The 17,831-nt window shown below is 71.5% G+C and carries 21 protein-coding genes, 1 pseudogene and 1 riboswitch; of the genes and pseudogenes, 6 read left to right on the top strand and 16 right to left on the bottom strand.

Annotated elements, in window-relative coordinates; translation table 11 throughout:
• Positions 1-2: 2 nt before the first annotated feature.
• Complete coding sequence (locus ACMXN5_RS43305; RefSeq protein WP_439680350.1) at positions 3-605, bottom strand: hypothetical protein; 603 nt, start codon at positions 603-605, stop codon at positions 3-5.
• 148 nt (positions 606-753) lie between these two features.
• A riboswitch (guanidine-III (ykkC-III) riboswitch) is annotated at positions 754-816 on the top strand.
• A gap of 12 nt (positions 817-828) precedes the next feature.
• Between ACMXN5_RS43305 and ACMXN5_RS43300 the strand changes: the two genes are divergently transcribed.
• On the top strand, positions 829-1,143 hold the full coding sequence (locus ACMXN5_RS43300) for a DMT family transporter (protein WP_078981618.1): 315 nt from the start codon (positions 829-831) through the stop codon (positions 1,141-1,143).
• 93 nt (positions 1,144-1,236) lie between these two features.
• On the opposite strand, the gene ACMXN5_RS43295 is transcribed toward ACMXN5_RS43300, so the two are convergent.
• Together ACMXN5_RS43295 and ACMXN5_RS43290 are read right to left on the bottom strand one after the other, a co-directional pair.
• The gene (locus ACMXN5_RS43295) at positions 1,237-1,560 is read right to left on the bottom strand and encodes a putative quinol monooxygenase (protein WP_439680349.1); all 324 of its coding nucleotides are present in this window, start codon (positions 1,558-1,560) and stop codon (positions 1,237-1,239) included.
• A 9-nt stretch (positions 1,561-1,569) separates the two neighbouring features.
• Positions 1,570-2,415 (bottom strand): SMP-30/gluconolactonase/LRE family protein, encoded by an 846-nt coding sequence (locus ACMXN5_RS43290; RefSeq protein ID WP_439680348.1) that lies wholly within the window; start codon positions 2,413-2,415, stop codon positions 1,570-1,572.
• Between the two features lie 301 nt (positions 2,416-2,716).
• Here ACMXN5_RS43290 and ACMXN5_RS43285 point away from each other — a divergent pair, with 301 nt between their 5' ends.
• Together ACMXN5_RS43285 and ACMXN5_RS43280 are read left to right on the top strand one after the other, a co-directional pair.
• On the top strand, positions 2,717-3,595 hold the full coding sequence (locus ACMXN5_RS43285) for a WxL protein peptidoglycan domain-containing protein (protein ID WP_439681409.1): 879 nt from the start codon (positions 2,717-2,719) through the stop codon (positions 3,593-3,595).
• 39 nt (positions 3,596-3,634) lie between these two features.
• The gene (locus ACMXN5_RS43280; protein ID WP_439680347.1) at positions 3,635-6,073 is read left to right on the top strand and encodes a hypothetical protein; all 2,439 of its coding nucleotides are present in this window, start codon (positions 3,635-3,637) and stop codon (positions 6,071-6,073) included.
• On the opposite strand, the gene ACMXN5_RS43275 is transcribed toward ACMXN5_RS43280, so the two are convergent.
• The 5 genes and pseudogenes from ACMXN5_RS43275 to ACMXN5_RS43255 form a co-directional block, all read right to left on the bottom strand.
• Complete coding sequence (locus ACMXN5_RS43275) at positions 6,057-6,500, bottom strand: GNAT family N-acetyltransferase (RefSeq protein ID WP_439680346.1); 444 nt, start codon at positions 6,498-6,500, stop codon at positions 6,057-6,059. The two genes, ACMXN5_RS43280 and ACMXN5_RS43275, sit on opposite strands and share 17 nt — an antisense overlap.
• A 134-nt stretch (positions 6,501-6,634) precedes the next feature.
• Positions 6,635-6,769 carry a hypothetical protein gene (locus ACMXN5_RS43270; RefSeq protein WP_439681452.1) on the bottom strand — a complete coding sequence of 45 codons (135 nt, stop codon included), beginning with the start codon at positions 6,767-6,769 and terminating at the stop codon, positions 6,635-6,637.
• Between the two features lie 20 nt (positions 6,770-6,789).
• Positions 6,790-6,999: pseudogene (locus tag ACMXN5_RS43265) on the bottom strand (alpha-amylase); the annotation flags it as partial.
• A gap of 67 nt (positions 7,000-7,066) precedes the next feature.
• Positions 7,067-9,061 (bottom strand): GTP-binding protein, encoded by a 1,995-nt coding sequence (locus ACMXN5_RS43260; protein WP_439680345.1) that lies wholly within the window; start codon positions 9,059-9,061, stop codon positions 7,067-7,069.
• Positions 9,062-9,245: 184 nt separating this feature from the next.
• The gene (locus tag ACMXN5_RS43255) at positions 9,246-10,310 is read right to left on the bottom strand and encodes a LuxR C-terminal-related transcriptional regulator (protein WP_439680344.1); all 1,065 of its coding nucleotides are present in this window, start codon (positions 10,308-10,310) and stop codon (positions 9,246-9,248) included.
• A 144-nt stretch (positions 10,311-10,454) separates the two neighbouring features.
• Between ACMXN5_RS43255 and ACMXN5_RS43250 the strand changes: the two genes are divergently transcribed.
• On the top strand, positions 10,455-11,054 hold the full coding sequence (locus tag ACMXN5_RS43250) for a GNAT family N-acetyltransferase (protein WP_439680343.1): 600 nt from the start codon (positions 10,455-10,457) through the stop codon (positions 11,052-11,054).
• 4 nt (positions 11,055-11,058) lie between these two features.
• Positions 11,059-11,376, top strand: coding sequence for an NIPSNAP family protein (locus tag ACMXN5_RS43245; protein WP_439680342.1), 318 nt, complete (start codon positions 11,059-11,061; stop codon positions 11,374-11,376).
• Here the strand turns inward: ACMXN5_RS43245 and ACMXN5_RS43240 are convergent.
• The 5 genes from ACMXN5_RS43240 to ACMXN5_RS43220 form a co-directional block, all read right to left on the bottom strand.
• Positions 11,328-11,723: an outer membrane protein assembly factor BamB family protein gene (locus ACMXN5_RS43240; protein WP_439681408.1), complete on the bottom strand. Its 396-nt coding sequence runs from the start codon at positions 11,721-11,723 to the stop codon at positions 11,328-11,330. The genes ACMXN5_RS43245 and ACMXN5_RS43240 overlap by 49 nt on opposite strands.
• A gap of 116 nt (positions 11,724-11,839) precedes the next feature.
• Positions 11,840-12,364, bottom strand: coding sequence for an outer membrane protein assembly factor BamB family protein (locus ACMXN5_RS43235; RefSeq protein ID WP_439680341.1), 525 nt, complete (start codon positions 12,362-12,364; stop codon positions 11,840-11,842).
• 514 nt (positions 12,365-12,878) lie between these two features.
• Positions 12,879-13,475 carry a serine/threonine-protein kinase gene (locus tag ACMXN5_RS43230; RefSeq protein WP_439680340.1) on the bottom strand — a complete coding sequence of 199 codons (597 nt, stop codon included), beginning with the start codon at positions 13,473-13,475 and terminating at the stop codon, positions 12,879-12,881.
• A gap of 140 nt (positions 13,476-13,615) precedes the next feature.
• A complete protein-coding gene (locus ACMXN5_RS43225; RefSeq protein WP_439680339.1) occupies positions 13,616-13,933 on the bottom strand; it encodes a 4a-hydroxytetrahydrobiopterin dehydratase in 318 nt (105 codons plus the stop codon).
• Entirely contained in the window at positions 13,930-15,162 is a 1,233-nt protein-coding gene (locus tag ACMXN5_RS43220; RefSeq protein ID WP_439680338.1) for a Twin-arginine translocation pathway signal, read from the bottom strand. Before ACMXN5_RS43220 ends, ACMXN5_RS43225 begins: the two co-directional genes overlap by 4 nt.
• A 268-nt stretch (positions 15,163-15,430) precedes the next feature.
• Here ACMXN5_RS43220 and ACMXN5_RS43215 point away from each other — a divergent pair, with 268 nt between their 5' ends.
• On the top strand, positions 15,431-16,045 hold the full coding sequence (locus ACMXN5_RS43215; RefSeq protein ID WP_439680337.1) for a hypothetical protein: 615 nt from the start codon (positions 15,431-15,433) through the stop codon (positions 16,043-16,045).
• A 99-nt stretch (positions 16,046-16,144) separates the two neighbouring features.
• Here the strand turns inward: ACMXN5_RS43215 and ACMXN5_RS43210 are convergent, their stop codons facing one another.
• The 3 genes from ACMXN5_RS43210 to ACMXN5_RS43200 form a co-directional block, all read right to left on the bottom strand.
• Positions 16,145-17,014, bottom strand: a complete 870-nt coding sequence (locus tag ACMXN5_RS43210; RefSeq protein WP_439680336.1) for a DUF1963 domain-containing protein — start codon at positions 17,012-17,014, stop codon at positions 16,145-16,147.
• Positions 17,015-17,075: 61 nt separating this feature from the next.
• The gene (locus tag ACMXN5_RS43205; protein WP_439680335.1) at positions 17,076-17,213 is read right to left on the bottom strand and encodes a hypothetical protein; all 138 of its coding nucleotides are present in this window, start codon (positions 17,211-17,213) and stop codon (positions 17,076-17,078) included.
• An 85-nt stretch (positions 17,214-17,298) separates the two neighbouring features.
• Positions 17,299-17,709, bottom strand: a complete 411-nt coding sequence (locus ACMXN5_RS43200; RefSeq protein ID WP_439680334.1) for a peptidase inhibitor family I36 protein — start codon at positions 17,707-17,709, stop codon at positions 17,299-17,301.
• Between the last annotated feature and the right edge of the window lie 122 nt (positions 17,710-17,831).

Here is a 17,831-nt window from a genome sequence, read left to right as displayed (position 1 = left end):
GCTCAGACCCCCTTCGCGACGCGCTCGCCCATCGGCCCGAAGAGCACTGCCCAGTTGCCCGGGAACGCCGGCACCGCCGCGGACAGATGGAAGCGCACGACCGTGCACTCGTCGGCCCCGGCCCCGCCTCCCCGGATCGCCTCCAGGCAGTGGTCGACGCAGTCGTTGACGTCGTCCTCGTCGAACCCGAGCCGCTCGTATGCCTCCCGCACCTCCGCCGGCAACGACCGCGACTCGTCCCACCCGGCGACCGCGTCGAACAGGTAGAGCAGGTGGCTTCCGGGCTCGGGCGGTTCGGCCCGCAGCCGCGCCGTCTCGAACTCCCGGTGCACGTCGTCCGGGACCAGGCCGGACAGCGTCACCGCCGCGTCCACCAGCTCGGCCCAGTAGGCCGCGTCGTGCTCGCCGTCGGTCTGCCGCAGATACGCGCTCGCGAACGCCGCCATGACCTGCGGGTCCTCGATCAGCGGCGAGACGACCATGTCGCTCTGGTAGTCGAAGCCGAACCAGAGCCGGCGCCCGTCGAGCACGAGCGATTCGATCCCGGCCACATGGCCGACCCGTCCGGGCAGCGGCTCGGGGCATTGCGCGGAGGTGATGTCCATGCCGCAGACCGTACCGGCGCTCCCCGACGCCGGCCCGGCCCTCCCCCCACGCACCCCGCCCCCGCCGGGTGATCCCGGTCACCGCCGGCGGCCGGCACTGGACGCGGCGGCTGTTTTGTGCGCCGTCGCGGGCGTGCGAGAGTGGTTCACGGAGCCCGAACCGGCTCCCGGACGAGGCACGCCGTACCCGGTCAGGACAAGACGGTGTCAGGGAGTGCTCGTCATGGCCTGGATCGTGCTGATCGTCTCCGGTGTCCTGGAAGCCGTCTGGGCGACGGCCCTCGGCAAGTCCGCCGGCTTCACCCGCCTGTGGCCGACCGTCGTCTTCGGCGTCGCCCTGACGGCCAGCATGAGCGGCCTCGCCTACGCGCTGCGCGACCTGCCGGTGGGCACGGGCTACGCGGTGTGGGTGGGCATCGGCGCGGTCCTGACCGTCACCTACGCGATGGTCTTCGACGGCGAGGCGTTCTCCGTCGTCAAGCTGCTCCTGCTCGCGGGCATCGTCGGCAGCGTGGTGGGCCTCAAGGTCCTGCACTAGCGGGCGGGCTCACCGGGTTCACGACAGACCCCGGCGCCGGACATCCGCTACGGAGGTCCGGCGCCCTCGGGCGGTCCGGAGCGCCGGCCGGCCTCAGTCGATCCGTAGTTCCCCCATCTCACTCCATCCGCTCGCGTCCGGGACCACCGTGCTGACGATCTCGGGCGTGTGCCGAATCAGCGGCCGGAACCGCTCCAGCGCGTCCCTGAAGTGGTCGGAGTTCACGTGCGCGGCGGCCGCGTCGTCCCGGAACGCCTCGACCAAGACGTATGTGGTCGGATCGTCGAGACTGCGCGACCACTCGAACCACAGGTTGCCCGGCTCACCCCGCGTGGCCTCGGTAAACGCCGCGGCGTGCCGCGGCCACTCCTCGGCGTGCTCGGGCTTCACCGGGAACTTCACCACGATAAAAATCATTCGGTAACTCTAAGTCGTCATCGTCGTCGTCGATACCGGCGCCGCGAGCAGTTGGCCCGTTCGGGGGCCGGCCGTCGGGTCGCTCATGCCGCGCCATTCGGTGGCGACGATGTACAGCGTGCGCCCGTCGGCGTCGAGCACGCAGGAGAAGCAGCCGCGGTCCAGATCGAGCGTCGCCCTCACCTCGCCGCCCTCCCGGACCCGGACGCACCGTTTGTTCGGGACGTCCGCGTACCAGACGGCCCCTTCCGCATCGAGGCAGATCCCGTCCGGGACGCCCGTGCCGAGGTCGGCCCACACCCGACGGCGCGACAGGCCGCCGTCGGCGTCGATGTCGAAGGCGGTGAGGCGGTTGGCGTAGGACTCGGCGACGATCAGCGTCGTGTCGTCGGGGGTCACGGCCATGCCGTTGGGGAATTCGACGCCGCCCGCGACCCGGCGTACCGACCCGTCCGCGGCGATCACCGCGACGAACCCCGGGCGCGGCGCCTCCCCGGTCATCGGGTCGAAGTCGGCGCCGTTGACGAACACGTTGCCCCGCCCGTCCGCGACGATCTCGTTGAAGCCGCCGCCGACCGCGCTCAGATCCGCGTATGTCGCGAACGTACCGTCCGGCTCCGGCGTCACCACGCGCGCCTCGCTCGACGAGACGATCAACCATCGACCGTCCACCGCCCGGTCGAAACACATCGGCAGGGACGGGAACGGCACCCGCACGACCACCTCGCCGACCCCCTCCGGATCGACCGCGACGATCTCCCCCGTGCCCCAGTCGGCGAACCATGCCCGCCCGGCGTGCCATCGCGCGGACTCGCCGAAGACGATGCCCTCTCGCAGAACCGTGCTCTCGGACATCGCGCACACACCCTTCTCGACACCACCCTCGAAACCGTTGTCGGCCCCGATGCCTGTTCCCCCCTTTCCCGATAGACCCACGCCGGCGACGGAACTCATCGCCCGCGTCGCTTCGCTTCGCCCCACTACCCGACGAACCGAACCTCCGGATACGCCCTCGACGGTCGGTCGAGCAGATCACCCGACCGGCCTCGTAGGTGCCGGTCGAGGAAGGCCCGCAGCTAGGCGCGGGTGATCGCGGTGGCCCGGTCCCCCCTCCACCGAGCACGGGCCCGACGACCGGCCGGCCTTCCGGTACGCCCTGGCCCCCGGCACCCGCCCGGTCGACTACGTCGCCGTCACCAACGTCGGCGACGAACCCCTCACCGTCGACCTCTACGCGCAGGACGCCTTCACCACCGCCTCCGGCGGCTTCGACCTCCTCGCCGCCGGCCGCCCCGCCGCCGACGTCGGCGCGTGGATCCGCCTCAAGGAGAGCCGGATCACCGTGCCGCCGCACGCTCGCAGCGACGTGCCGTTCGAACTCGCCGTCCCCGCCGACGCCTCCCCCGGCGACCACGCGGGCGGCATCGTCGCCTCGCTCGCCGGCCCCGGCCGGGACCAGGCCGGCAATCGGGTCGTGGTCGACCGCCGCGTCGGCACCCGCATGTACCTGCGCGTCGACGGGCCGCTGCGTCCCGCGCTCACCTCCGGCGGGCTCAGCGTGAGCCTGCGCACCTCGCTCGACCCCCGCGACGGCGCCCTGAACGTCACCTACACCGTCCGGAACAGTGGCAACATCCGCCTGGGCGCCCGCCCCGAGCTGACCGTCCGCGGCCCCTGGGGCCTGACCGGCACCCACCGCAAGCCGGCCCCGCTCCCGGAGTTGCTGCCCGGCGCCTCGCTCACCCGAACCGTGCGCGTATCCGGCGTCACCCAGGCCTTCCGCCTCGATGTCGACCTCGCCCTGCACCCGACATCCGTCCCCGGCGGCTCCCCCGACACGGGCCCGACCACCCACGCCCACGCCACCGTTCGTGCCATCCCCTGGAGCGCGGTGGCCACGGCGGCGGCGCTCCTCGCGCTGATCACCGCCCGGTTCCTGCACCGCCGCCGGCGCCGCAGGTCCGCCGGCCCGACCGAAAAGACCTCCCCACCACCAACACCCCACCCCCGCCCCGAGCATCAACCCATCGCGTAATGTCCCCAGGGCCGCACCAGTGCCCCCAGGAGGCCCCGCATGCACGAGACCGGCACATCCGGAACCGCCGCCCTGGTGGCGCTCCGAAACGTCGGTCGGGGCCAATCCGGCGCACTGCTGCGGCGACTGGGCGGTTCCGGCCTCCTGGCCCTGCGCCGTGCCCGGTCGCTGCCGCGTGCCCTGATCGAGGCCGTGTTCGAGACCGACGACACGGACCTGCTCCGGGCGTTGGCCGCGAACCCCGGCCTGGACCACGACAGCCTGCTGCGCCTGGCCCGACTCGGCCACCCCGCCCTGGCCCGCACCCTGTACCGGCCCACGAACCCCGAGCGGCACACGGTCGTGCTCCGGCGCGCCGTCCTCGCCGCCGCCGACCCCGCGGATCCCGACTGGCGCGCGCCGCACGGCTTCGTGCCCTGGCTGCTGACGCAGCATCACGAACGGCTCCTCGAACCGGCGTTGTGGGCCCCCTTCGGCGAACTGGTCACACACGCCCTGCTCGAACTCGGCCCCGACCTACCCCCGGCCGTGGTCGCCGACCGCCACCGCGCGCTGCGCGACCTCCTCGACGAATCCGCGTTCGCCCGCTTCCGCCGGGCGGCCGGCGACCTCGACCACGGCGACCTGCTCGACCGCCTCGACGACCCGGCCGCCGCCGAGGGTCGCCAACCCTCCTCCGCCACCCACCTGTTACTCCTGCGCATCCGCCGCGCCAAGGGTCCCGTCCCGGTCCCATCCGACTGGTCCGCCGCGCGCGAGGAGCACCTGCGCAAACCCTTCCCCTCGTCGGTGACCGCGGTCCTCGCCCGATGGGCCGACTGCCCCGACGAGATCGTCCGGGACGGCGGCCGATCCGCCCGCCCCACCCTGCGCGCCCGCGCCTTCCGTCTTCCCGCGCCCGCTCCGGGGCGAGACTGCGATCACGATCACGATCTCGACCACGACGAATGGGAATGGACCCCGCTCCTGCGCCGGGGCCTGCGCCGCGGCCGATTCACCGCATCAGCGCTGCTCACCGAGGCCGGACCGGCCGTGGCCGTGCTCCTGGCCCTGCCCGACGACGACCCCGCCGTCCACGCCGCCGTACACGAACTCCTCGCCCCCCTGGGGACCGACGCCGACGCGTGGTCCACCGTCCTCGCCGAACTCCCGCGCTTCCCCGGCACCCCGGCCGCGCTCGTCGCGACGGCCCTCGCCGGCTCCGCCCCGAACCGGGCGCACACCCGCCCGTCCGGCGGCGACCCGGCCCGCATCCTGCTGTTCCGCTGCGCGAGCAGCGCACAACAGCACACGCTGGTGTCCCTGCTCGACCCGCCCGCACTGCGCCCCCTGCTGGCCGCCGCCCCGCCCGACCGCGCGCTGCGCGAACGCCTCCGGGCCGTGCACGGGCCCGCCGCGAACCTGATCCTGGCCGGCGTGGCCGAGCAACCCGCGGAGACCGTCGCCGAGTTACTGGATCTCGACGATCCCGCGGTGAACGCCCTGCTGTTCCGCCGCGCCGAGTTGGACGACGCGGCGGTGACCCGCCTGCTGTCCGGCGTGGACCGCACGGGCCGCCCGGGCACGGTCCCGCTCGCCTCCGCCCTGCTCGGCTGCCTCGAACGCGACGAGGGGCCCAACCGCCGGCTCGCCGTCGACGTCGCCCCCGCCTCGGACGACCCCCGCGTCGCGCGGATCGTCCTGCACCGGCGCACCCTCTACACCAACGCCGGTCGGCTGCGCGCGCTGCTCGACCGGTGGCGGGACGCCGGCCCCGACGGCGTGCGCGCCCTGATCGACGAGGCCACCCGCCACGGCCTGGAGGACTCGCGCAACCCCTTTCCGGCCGAGACCGTGAAGCTCGTCCGCGCCGCCCTGGACCACGTCGACGGCCCGGCGCTCCTGCGCGCCCGACTGGCCGAGGTGACCACACCGGCGGCGATCGTCACGGCCCTGCGCGGCCCGGCCCATGCCGCCGACGTCGTCCTCGCCGAGTGCGGGCCACCGCCGTGGGACACGCTGATCGAGACCCTGACCCGCGACTCCTGGCCGGATCAGGTCCGGGACGCGGTGGTCGCGCACCCCGACTGCCCGCGCGAACTCCTGCTCGCTCGGCTGGCGTTCATGCCCGACCATCCGCACGATGTGCGCCCGTGGGTGCGGGCCGCGCTGGATCGCGGCGCGTTGACCGTCGAGGACATCGTCCGCACGTGCCGCCCCGCCCACGTCGCGTTCGACCTCCTGGCCGGCTCGGCGATCATCGAGGATCCGACCACCCGCCGACCCGCGCTCGACCCCTGGCGACTGCCCGACGAATTACGACCGCATCGCCTCCGGGCCCGCCTCGGCACGGCCCCGGAAGCCTGGACGGTGGCCGTACGACTCCTGCCCGACTTCTCCGGCACGCTGATCGAACTCCTGGACACCGCGGCGGCCATGGCGGCACCCATCAGCCGAGCGAAACCCGCGTGCCGAACGCCGCTCAGCCGAGGCGTTTGACGAAGATGTACTCGACACTGCCCGGCGGGTAGTCCGGTACGGTTCCCACGAGTTCGTAGCCGTGCCTGCGGTAGAAGTCCGGAGCCTGGAAGTCCCACGTCTCCAGTCGCACGTGCCGACACTCTCGGTCGGTCGACGCGATCTTCTCGGCCCGCTCCAGGAGTTCCGAACCCAACCCGGCGCCGCGCAGGCGTGCGTCGACCCACAGCAGGTGCACGTGCAGCCAGTAGGCCCACGTGTAGCCGGTCAACCCGCCGACGAGATCACCGTCGTCGGCGCGCACGTAGAGCTGGAGGGGTTCCTCGTTCTCGGCGGAAGTCCCGCGCAGGGCCGCCAGATTCGGTGAGACCGCCGTATTGGATTCGGTGAGCATCCGCCCGAGCCAGGCTTCGCGTTCCGGGTCCACGATTACTTCGAACTGCGCCACCCACCCACTGTAGCCGGACCCCCGGGCCCATGACAGCGACGGATCGGCGGCGACTCCCACCCATGGGAAGCCGCCGCCGAACGCCCGGACCCCGTCGAACAGCCGGGGCCCGCTGAACACCCGACCCAGCCCGCTCAGTCCCCGTCCACCGCATACCACGCCGCCGTGTCGCCCGGCAGCACGCCATCCCCGGGCAGCTCGCCGCTCGCGAGCAACACCGGCCCGTACTCGGGCAGCCGCACCGGCTCCGCGCCAGATTCACCGCGCACACCGGCCCGCCCCCGCGCCGGAAGACCAACGTGCCCTCCGGCGACGGCAACCACCGCAGTTCCGCGCCGTCACCGAGGTCCGGGTGCGCCCGACGGATCGCCAACGCCGACCGGTACAGCGACAGTGTGGACGCGAGGTCGTCCCACTGCGCCTCGACGCTCAACCCGGCCCAGTCGCCCGGCTGCGGCAGCCACGTCGGCGCGCTGCCCGGCGCGCCGAATCCGTACATTCAGCCCGTCCGGCGCTTGAGGACAACCGAAGCCGGGCTCACCCGCAACCACCGTGCGCGCCCGACCTCAGCCGCCCCGAACCCGCCCCAGCGACTGCAACATGTAACGCTCCCGGTCATACGGATCCGCCCCCACACGCTCCCGCGTAGGAACCGCATGGCCGCCCCCAAACGGCCGATACCCCTCGAACTCGCTGACCAGCACCCCCTCCCCCCGCGTCAGCCCCGGCAACCGCCCCGTAACCCCATGCAACATCGCCGCCGGAAGGCTCCCCCGCACCAGGAACCGATCCCCCCGAGCCACCTGCTCCTCCGGCACCCCCCGCACCGCGGAAAGCGCCGACAACACCACGCCCAGGCAGTCCGCCGGAGTCTCCACCTCGAACCGATGCGTCGGCTCGAACACCCGCGTCCCGGCCCGCCGCAACGCATCGGCCACCACCAGCGGCGTCACACTCCGGAAGTCCCCCGCCGCACTCACCGGACTGAAATACCCCGTACGGGTCAACGTCACCGTGCAGTCCAGCACTTCCCACCCGTACAACCCCTGCCGCAACGTCCGGCGCGCACTCTCCTCGATCGCCCGATGGAACGCCATTGGCAGCGCCCCCAACTCGACCCCCAACCGGAGCGCGATCCCGCTCCCCGGCGGCGCCGGCTCGACCCGCACACCGACCGTGGCCCAGAAGTAGGTGGGCCCGTCCGCGTCCATTTCCTCCACGGCCTCACCCACCCCCAGCGGACGCTCGAAGTACAGCGGCCGCGACTCGGCGAACGCCACCCGCAGACCGAACTCCTCGGCCAGGGTCGACCCGATCACCTCCTTCTGCACCTCGCCGTACAGGCGCACCGAGATCGCCCCCGACGACTCGTCCCCCCGCACGTCGATCATCGGGTCCTCCTCGGCCATCCGCTGCAACGCGGCGTACAGCGCGGGCCGTTCACCGGGCTGCCCGGGCGTGACCTCGGATTCCAACGTCGGCGGCGCGAACAGTCCGGTCCGGGGCAGCCCGTCCGCCGACCCCAGTTGATCGCCGACCCGCGCCTGCGCCAGACCCCGCACCTTCGCGATGGTGCCCGCCGTCGCATCCGCGTCCCGCACCGCCGTACCACGATCGAAGACCTGCACCCCGGAGGCCCGCACGGTCGACTCGACCACACCGCCCCCGTGTTCGCGCCGGAACAGCGCGACCGAGTCCCGGGCCCGAAGCACCCCGCTCCAGGTGCGCACGTACGCGATCTTCTCCCCCGCCCGCCCTCGCTCGATCTTCAACACGACCGCCCGCAAAGGCTCTTGCCCCGCCGCCGCCTCGACGCGCGGCAACCACGTGGCGATTCCCCGCACCAGGTGCTCGACCCCCTCCCCGTTCAGGGCCGAGCCGAAGAACACCGGGTACACCCGCGCCTCCCGTACCTGGCGCCGCAGTTCGCGCGTGTAGTCCGCCGTCGTGAGCACGACCCGGTCGTCCAGATACGCGTCCACGAACGACTCGCCGTGGTCGGCGAGCGCCTCCGCGAGCCGCTCCGCGAAGCCCGGGTCGCCCACGTCGAACGGCGCGAATCGCGCGTCCGCGGTCCCGATCCCGGCCACCGACCCCATCGCGACGCACCCGGGCCCCGGCTCGGCGGCCAGCGCGTCCAGCACCTCCCGGTAGCGCGCGCCCATCCGGTCGATCTTGTTCACGAACACCAGGACCGGGATCCGCAATCGGGCAAGTGAGCGCATCAGCACCCGGGTTCGCGCCTGCATGCCCTCCACCGCGGACAGCACCAACACGGCGCCGTCGAGTACGCGCAGCGCCCGCTCCACCTCCGCGACGAAGTCGGAGTGGCCGGGGGTGTCGATGACATTGACCTGGAGGTCGTCCACCCGAAACGCCACCACGGCGGAACGGATGGTGATCCCACGCCGACGCTCCAGGTCGAGCGAATCGGTCTGGGTACTGCCGGCATCGACACTGCCGACTCGGGAGATCACCCCCGCGTCGAACAGCAGACGCTCGGTCAGGCTGGTCTTCCCCGCGTCAACATGCGCGAGAATCCCGATGTTCAGATGGTTCATGACGGCCAGAGGCTCCCGCGGCTGCACTGATGGGACGAATTCCGTAGAGACCGCTGAACCCTCGGCGCATGACGTTCCTCTCCGAACGAACTCATCCCATGTGACACAGTGCGTCTGGCACCCTAACACCGCCCCGACGCACGTCCGCGCTCTTTTCCCGGCGCCCGCCCACCGCCCACGACCGCTACTCCGCCGGCAGCTCACCCTGCACGATGCGGGCGATCAGCGCCCGGCGACTGGACACCCCGGCCTTGGTGAACACGGCCTTCAGGTGGTCCTGGACCGTGTACGGAGTCATCGCCAGGACCCGGGCGATCTCCCGCGTGTCACAACCGCGAATCGCCTGCAGCGCCACCTCCTGCTCGCGCCCGGTCAACCCGAACGCGGCCAGGTACAGCGGCATCGTCTCGGCCGGTGACGCGGGCGAGGCCACCACCCCGACGTGCCCGTCGGCGAGACCGTCGACCAGCGAGGCGTGCAACACGAACCACCGCCCGTCCCCGGTACGCACCCGAATCGGCACCTGCGCGGCGAGCACCCCGGACGCGGCCCGTCGCGCGTGCTCGGACACCATCGCGAAGGCGGTGGGCACGGACAGTGAGGCCGACGAGTCGTCGGCGAGGTCGGCGAGCAGCCGCTGGGCCCGCTGATCCGCCGCGACCAGGCCGTTCGACGGACCGAGGATCATCATCGCGGGCGCCTGGTCCGCCGGGAGCGCCCACGTCGGGGCGGCATGGCAGGCCCGCAGCGCGTTGCCGATGTGCCGCGCGGCGACATCCGCCAGGTCCCGCTGCCGGCCCAGAAAGGGGCCGTGCTCCCGACCCCGCATGAACGCGGCACAACCCCACCGGCCGCCCTGCGTGTCGAAGACCATGCGCAGTTCGTCACCGAACCCGGACGGGGCGAGCTGCTCGCGAAATCTCATCGCCCGTTCGGGCTGCCCCCGCGTCGCCCGACTCAGCGTCTCGGCCCGGACCCCACTGCGCCGGATCGCGGCGAAGGAGGCGATGTCCTCGTGCCACACCTCCATCCGCACCGCCTCGCGAAACCCCGCCATGCTCAGGTCGTTGCTCACCACGGAGGTGACGAGCCCGGTGGTGGGATCCGCGGTGTGCCAACAGACCGCGTCGTACCCGAGTACATTCCGCAGCAACTCGTCGGCCCGCGCGAACACTTCGGCGGCGGATCGACCCGGTGCGGCCAACTCCCGTAAACCATCGATGACTTGCTTCGCAGCACTCGATGCCATGGCGGGAACGTAACACGCTGGAGCCGACCACGTCCGCAGTGCGACGATCGGAATTGCGCTGCAACCGACCGCCGATCGACGCTTTCGCTTCTGTTCCACGAGTCGCGTCGCGTGCGAGGATCGGGGTGATCGGAAAGGGGCCCCATGGCACGGGAACACGAGAACGGCGCACGTCCGCCGGTACGGGTGCGGACGGTCGACGTCGACACCGGCGCCGTGCCGGTCTTCCTCACCATGCTCGACAGCGCGGTGGCGTGGCTGACCGCCGCCGGCCGCCCCGGCCAATGGGGCACCGAACCGTGGTCCACCCGCCCCGGGGGCGAGGCGCGCGTCGAGTCGGTGATCCGCCGCGGGCACGCCCGCCTGGCCGAGATCGACGGTGTCCCGGCCGGCGGTTGTGTCTTCTCCGACACGCCCTCCGCGTACATCGACCCGGTCGACGAACCCGAGTTGTTCATCAACCTCCTCGTCACCGACCGCCGCTTCGTCGGCGCGGGCGTCGGCGCCGCCCTGATCGCGGACGCCCGCCGGGAGGCGGCGAGCCGCGGCGTCGACCTGATCCGCGTCGACTGCTATGGGGGCGACGACGGCGCTCTGGTCCGCCAATACCAAAGCCTGGGCTTCACCCCGGTCACCCCCTTCACCGTCGAGCGCCCCGACCAACCCGAGTGGCCCGGCCAGTTGCTGGCCATGCGACTGAAGTCCGGCCGATCCGCCACGCCGGCCTGCGACCCGGCATCATGAGCGCATGATCACCATTCACCTCAAGTACGAGATCGACGCCGACAAGCTCGCCGACTTCGAGGAGTACGGCCGCCGCTGGATCCACCTGGTCAACCGCTTCGGCGGCACCCACCACGGCTACTTCCTGCCGAGCGAGGGTGACAGCGACATCGCCTACGCCCTCTTCTCGTTCCCCGGGTTCGCCGCCTACGAGCAGTACCGCATCGACAGCGCGACCGACCCGGAATGCCGGGCCGCGATCGAACTGGCCCGCGCCACGGGCTGCATCAAGCGCTACGAACGCCGCTTCCTACGTCCCCTGGACGCGAACCCGCAGCCGTAGACCCGCAGCCCTGGACCCCCAAGCCCACGGCCACCTCCGCATGGCGCCCCATCGCCTCGTACGTCCGTCCCGCACCACCGCGGCAAAGCCACAGCCGAGGGCGACGTATACGAAGCCACAAAAAGACGGTTCGGCGCGGCGAGCATAGTCCCGGCGTACGGGTACGACCAACGCCGGCCGCCGTCGGCGGCCGAGAGGGCGTAGACCTTGTCGGACGACGCGTACACGGTCCCGCCGATCGCGACCGGCGGGCGTTTCATCGGTGCGCCGGACACAAAGCGCCAGATGCGCGTGCCGGTCACGGCGTCGAGGCGGTGGAGCGCTCCGACCAGATCCCCGACGTACACCCGGCCGTCGGCGCCGATCTCGGCATCGGTCGTGAACACCCAGCGCTGCCGCCCGTCCGACGTCAGGGCGTACAGCTCCGTGCCCACTACGAAGTAGGGGCCGTCGTCGGCGGCGGTCACGATGCCGCGCTCGACCGAGCCGAACGTCCAGCGTGTGGCGGCGTTTTCGGGGTCCAGCGCGCGTAGGCCGGCGTATATGGGAGGTACAGCGCGTCCCCGAAGACGAGGGGTGGCGTGACGTCGCCCGTGCCGGGGCTCGCCGTCTCCGGCATCCTCCTTGTCGTCAGAACCCGGCCGTCGGACATGGCGTACGCGGTCAGGACGCCGTTGCGGCTCATCAGCCACAACCGATCGCGCCACAGCGAGGGTGCGCTGGAGAGATCGGCGATATCCGCGACCCGCCACCGAGTGCGTTCGACGCCGGACCGGATGTCCACCGCGACGAGCCGGGCGGCATTGGAAAAATACCCGGAATCCGCGTCGCCCACGGGCGGGTCGGCCGCGAACTCGGTGACCCCGCCCCACAGTCTGGCGCCGTCCGCCGACGCCAACTTTTCGAGTGACCCGGCCCGGGCAAGGTAGAGGGCGTCGCCACAGACCGTCAGCTCCCGGGCGTCCTCACCGGCCTCTCGGCCCCACACCGCCGGCACCGGCCACGCGGGCGGGGACGTCGGTGACGGCCGACGGCGACGGCTTCGCCGCCGGAGCGTCCGTGGCGCCGAACGACGGAAACCTTGGGGCGTACACCATGTATGTGACCACCCCTGCCGCAGCGCCGCCGACCAGCAGCCGACGCGTGAGCGGACGCATTCCGCCCGGCGCCCCGCCGCCGGCGCGGCCACCTTCGGGAGGACGATCACGACCGGATCGTCCGCCGCGCCACTGTTCCGTGCGCCCGACGGCCCGTCGTCACTGGTCTCCACCAGGCCCGATCCCAGCGTGCGTTCCGCTTCGGTACGACTCCCCTCGACCGCTCGCGCGACCTCTACGGAAAGCCAATCGCCACCGACTGCCGCCCAAGCCGTGTCACCGACCTGCGCCAACACGTCTCTCGCAGCCGGCCGCGCCGCCGGATCCCGGGCGAGGCAGGCGGCAACCAACTCCGGTAGATCCGATCCGGGAAGCGCCGTCCGCATGCCCGCCAACCGGGGCTCCTCACGCATGGTCCGAACCAACAACGCGGACGCGGGACCCGTGCCGTAGGGCCCTTTCCCGAGTAGCCGCGAACACCAGCACCGCACCGAGTGCGAACACATCGCCCGCCGAACTCACTCCGGCTTTCGCCAGTTGCTCGGGCGCGAGGTAGCCGGGCGTGCCCAGCGTGCTGCCCGGCGCAGTCACGGTCGTGTCGCCTGTGACGCGCGAGATGCCGAAGTCGATGACGCGCGGCCCCTGTGCGCCCAGCAGAATGTTGCTCGGCTTCAAGTCGCGGTGCACGACGCCCGCCGCGTGCATCGACGCCGGCGCTTCCGCGAGAGCGGCGGCCAAACGGCGCAACGCGGTCTCGGACAACGGCCCGTACGTCCCGACGGCGTCCGCGAGCGTCACACCGGGCAGGTACGCCGTGGCCAACCACGGGCGTTCACCCACCGCGTCGTGATCCAACACGGGTGCCGTGAACGCCCCACCGACCCGCTCCGCCGCCCGAACCTCCCGCTCGAAACGCGCTCGAAACGCCGGGTCGCGTGCGATACGCGCGTACACGACCTTGACCGCGACCGCCCGCCCCGACCGGCTCCGCCGCAGGAACACCCGCCCATACCACCGGCACCGAGCACACCAACCAGGTCATACCCGCCGATACGCAAAGGAACTTCCGGCCCGAGCGCACGCACCAACAAGCCTCCCAAGCCGAGACCACAACGGTCGAACTGACGATCTTTGCCCGGCGGTTAGTCGATTGGGATCGCTCCATGGCTCGGTGCAACAGCCTCGATGCGGCGCGCGAGCTCGATGTCGTGCTCGGCCACGTGCCCACCGAGATCGCTGGAACTGATGCTGATGTGGACCGTTTTATACCCCAACGTCGCGTCGGAGTGGTGTCCCCAGTCGTCCTGGATGGCCGCGATGTGTACGACGAACGCGGCGCCGGCGACGTGCGGGATCGAATATGTGCGCTCGATACGGCGACCGTCCGTGGTCCAGCCGGGAAGATCGACGGACAGGACCCGCTCGATCTGTGACAGAGTCAATGCTTCAGCCATGGTCATGCCTCCAGAGTCAGCGGCGCGAGCAACTCGGCCAGTTCGCGGCCGATCAAGTGATCGTGCCACGCTCGCATCTCGGCCTCCAGGGATGACAGCTCCCGAATGGCCCGTGCACTTCCCGTCCCGAGAGCCACGTCGACTGCCACACGCGCCAGGGCGAGGGCTGCTTCGGGCCGGCCCAGCGCTGCTTGTGCGCGTGCCCGGCGCGCACTCCACACGCCGACGTCCCGTCGTGCCGGGCCGACAGGTGACGGAATAATCTGCTGCCACAGTCGATCGGCGTCCGCGTGCAGACCCAGCCGGCCGTAGCACGTCGCACGCTGGACTTCCACGTAGTGGGAGGTACGGAGGCACGCGGTACCCCACTCCTCGACGTCGACAGCCCGAATGATCCGCTCGGCGTGATCGAGCAGTCGATCCGTTTCGGCACGGTCCCCCGACAGCGATGCACCATGTGCCTGCTGCTGCAACGCGAACACGACCAGTTCGGGCGGTAGTTGTTGCGCGACGGACAGGACGTTCGCGCAGAGGTCGACTGCGGCGGCGCCCGAACCGGCATCAGTATGAGCCATGGCCCGATCCACGAGGGAGCAGGCCACAGCGTGCGCGTTGCCGGAGCGGTGCGCCCATTCGGTTGCCATGCCGTGCCAGTGCGCGGCCGCCGTGATATCTCCTGCGTCCAGATACAGCCATCCGGCGAACGCGGCGAACGCGCTGCCGGTCTCGGCGAGCCGACGTCGGACGTCCGAGTCGGCCTGGTCAAGCAGCTTTCCGATCAGGTGCAACTGCGCGGATACCGTCCCTATGAGCGCGCGGGAACCGAGCATCATGTCCGCCTTGTAGTGCCCAGCAAGCTGCTCTTCGAAGTAGTCGATGAGCGCCGGGTCCACTCGGCCTCGCATTGTGCTTGGCACCGCGACGCTGGAGAGGGCGAGCGCGGTAGCGCTGACGAACTGTCGTCGATCCACAGACTTCACACCAGGCGTGGGAGGCAGGCAATTCACCGGCGCCACCGGGTGGTTCGGCCCGATGCCCAGCTCGGCCTCGGTCATTCCGGTGAGAGAGACCAGGATCCGTCGGTAGATCGGTCGAGGGCGAAGCGTTTCGCCGTCCTCCCATCGCGCAATCAGGCGAGCGTCGACCGAGACCTGACGCTCGCCGAGTTCGTCGGCGACTGCTTGTAGATCGAGCGCGAACTCGGTGCGCGATTGCTTGCGGTGTTCCTCGCGCACGGCGCGCAAACGACGGTTCGGAGTGAGTTCACGACCTCTTCCCACGGCAATCCCCAGGTGTGCACGGCGCGATGATGTGTCCACGCTACCGACCGGCCTGGCCCGATTCGTGCGGATCGCCACGGTATTGCCATCGCTTCGCCATCGACAACGCCATCGGAGTGCACCGCGCGACTCGTGATCATCGTCAGGACGGGTCCGGTAGGGATGCGAACCACCCTTTGTCTCCCACACCGCACCGAGCGGCAACCGGGCCCGTCCTGACCACATGCCTGATCCGACACACTCGTTGGAGCACATCGTGACCGACATCGAGGCGGCACCGCAGACCATCGCCCTGGCCGCTTGGAGTATCCATCTCCACCCCGCTGCCGATCACCCTCGGCCGTGGCGCCTGGACGTGTTCGCGGCCCACGGCCCCGGGAGCGGCTCCGTCGGGACCTACGAGCGCGCGGCGTTCCACCTCACCGACGCGGATGTCGCCGTCCTCGCCGAGACGGTCCTTCGGCCGCCTCGCCCGGAGGACCGCCCGCCCGGCCGGGCCCGGCTGCTCCGGGAGGGCACGGCCCTGCGGCTGCGGCTGTTCATCCACGCCGTCGACGGCGAGCAGCCGGAACCGCGCGGGGTGATCCACCTCCAGGAGCACCACCGGCAGGTTCTCCTCGACGACATCGCCCGGCACCGGCTGGACCTGATCCCCACCGGCGCCGTGCCCGAGCCGCGGCTGTGCCTCGACCCGGCGCCTGTCACCGGCTACAGCATCGACCAAGTCGCCGAGTTGCGCGACCGCTTCGACCGGTGGCTGGACAGCGAGGGCGTCCGTGCAGCGCTCGCCGATCGCGAGGTCGCGCGGCATCTCGGGGGTTGGGCGGTCGACCGGTGACCGAGGCGGCGTACATCGACCGGGAGCGCTCCGGTACACCAAGCCGTGGTCGCGTCGGTGGCGGCGATCTGCAACCGGTTCACTCGCGGCTCTGGGGGCTCAGGACTGGGCTATCAGGCGGGTTTGGGTGAAGTCTCGGGTGGTGAGTGCTTCGGGGTGGATCAGCCAGTACAGGGTTCCCGTGTCGGCCCATTCCATTTCTGCGGCCTCGTCGCTGTCGAACTGGGCCAGGAGGATCCAGCGGGTGGCCGCCGCGTCCAACTGTGGGTCGCCCCACGGGCGTTCGATGCCGAGTTCTGCGGCTGCGGCCTCGTATTCGACCGGGCCCTGGATCGGTGTGGCATGTCCGCCGATCCGGTGGCCGATGTGGCTGTTGAGCTTCGCGAAGGCGCGGCGGAACGGCCTTAGTGCGAGCGGGATTTCGCGCGGTTCGGGCCACGGGTCGTCGGTGCCGAGCAGGGCCTTCCGCGCTTCCGGCAGCCAGAGATCGGGGGCGCTTTCCTCGACCTCCGCCGCCAACTCCACGCGCGGGTACGGTTCCGGCCCATGGGTCACGTCCGCCGGGAAGACCGGCGTGCCCTCGGGGACGTACAGCACTCGGGCTCCGGCCCACGTGGTGGGATCGTAGATGGAGACGAACGCCGGCTCGTCGTCGCCATCACTGTCGACCCGGCCGTCGAAGTAAAAGAACAGCAGCGTTCCGTCGGGGGGAAAGCCCGGCGACCGTCCGGCCGCCGGCAGCGCCGCACACCGCACCGAGGCGATGAACGACAGCGGCCCGACCCCCGGCCAGTCGGGCCAATCGACCCCACTCGGCAGCTCCGGCACGCCACCGAGGACCGCGACGACCTGCTCGCCCGCACCGGCTCGGCGCAGCCGAAGGCAGGGACGCAGCAGCGCGATCCACCGCTCGGCCAAGTCGGGGGGCAGGTGCTCGGCGGCGAGCCGGGAGTAGCGCTCATCGATCACGTCGACCATGATGCCGCCCGCCCCCGACAGCCGACCACCGGCCGTCGGCCGACCTCGGGAATCAACCGAGCAGCAACGCCCGGTCCCACTCCGGCGGATTCGGCGTCGTCGCCGCGAGCAGGGCCGGGTTCACCCCGGCCGCACCGTCGAGCAGCCCCGGACCGGCCACCCACAACGCCCCCGCCGCACCCCGCGCCACGCGCGAAGGCCCGGGGCCGCCATCCCTCGCGGGACGGCGACCCCGGGCGGTCGTGCCGAAGTGCCCGAGCCCTGTCGGCCGTGCTCTACCGGCCGAAGTCCTTGCCCACGACCAGCGGCCGACCGGCCGTGTCGGCGGACGCGAGGTCGCGCCCGGCCTCGACGCGCCCGTCCACGGTGTACTGGTAACAGGGGAACCGAATGCACACCACGGAGCGACTCACGCCGTGGAGCACGTCGAAGCCGGTGCGGTTCGCGATCGACAGAACCGGCTCCTGGATCGTGTATCCGGCGTCACTGCGCTCCTCGATCGCCCGCGCCGAGATGACCGTGCGCGTTCCCGTGAGGCTCTCCCCGCTGTAGACGCAGAGGTTCCCCGTCGGGCAGGAGGTGTCGGGAGCGGCGGCGTCGGCCCGTGCGGTGGGCGCGAAGGCGAGCGCGCCCATGAGGGTGCCGGCAACCACACCGGACGCCACGGTGGCGAGTGAGCGGAACATCGAAGTGTCCTCATTCCTTGTTGTGCGTTCTACCTGGCTGAGTTCGTACCGATCTCGTCGAGCCGGCCCCGCCGCCCCGGTGGAGCCGTGCGGTTGGTTGGCCCGGCTTCGACGCAGGCCAC

This window comes from Embleya australiensis (genome assembly GCF_051903075.1).
Lineage (GTDB): Bacteria > Actinomycetota > Actinomycetes > Streptomycetales > Streptomycetaceae > Embleya.
The sequence above is the reverse complement of the archived record's forward strand: the minus strand, read 5'-3'. Positions and strand labels throughout refer to the sequence as shown.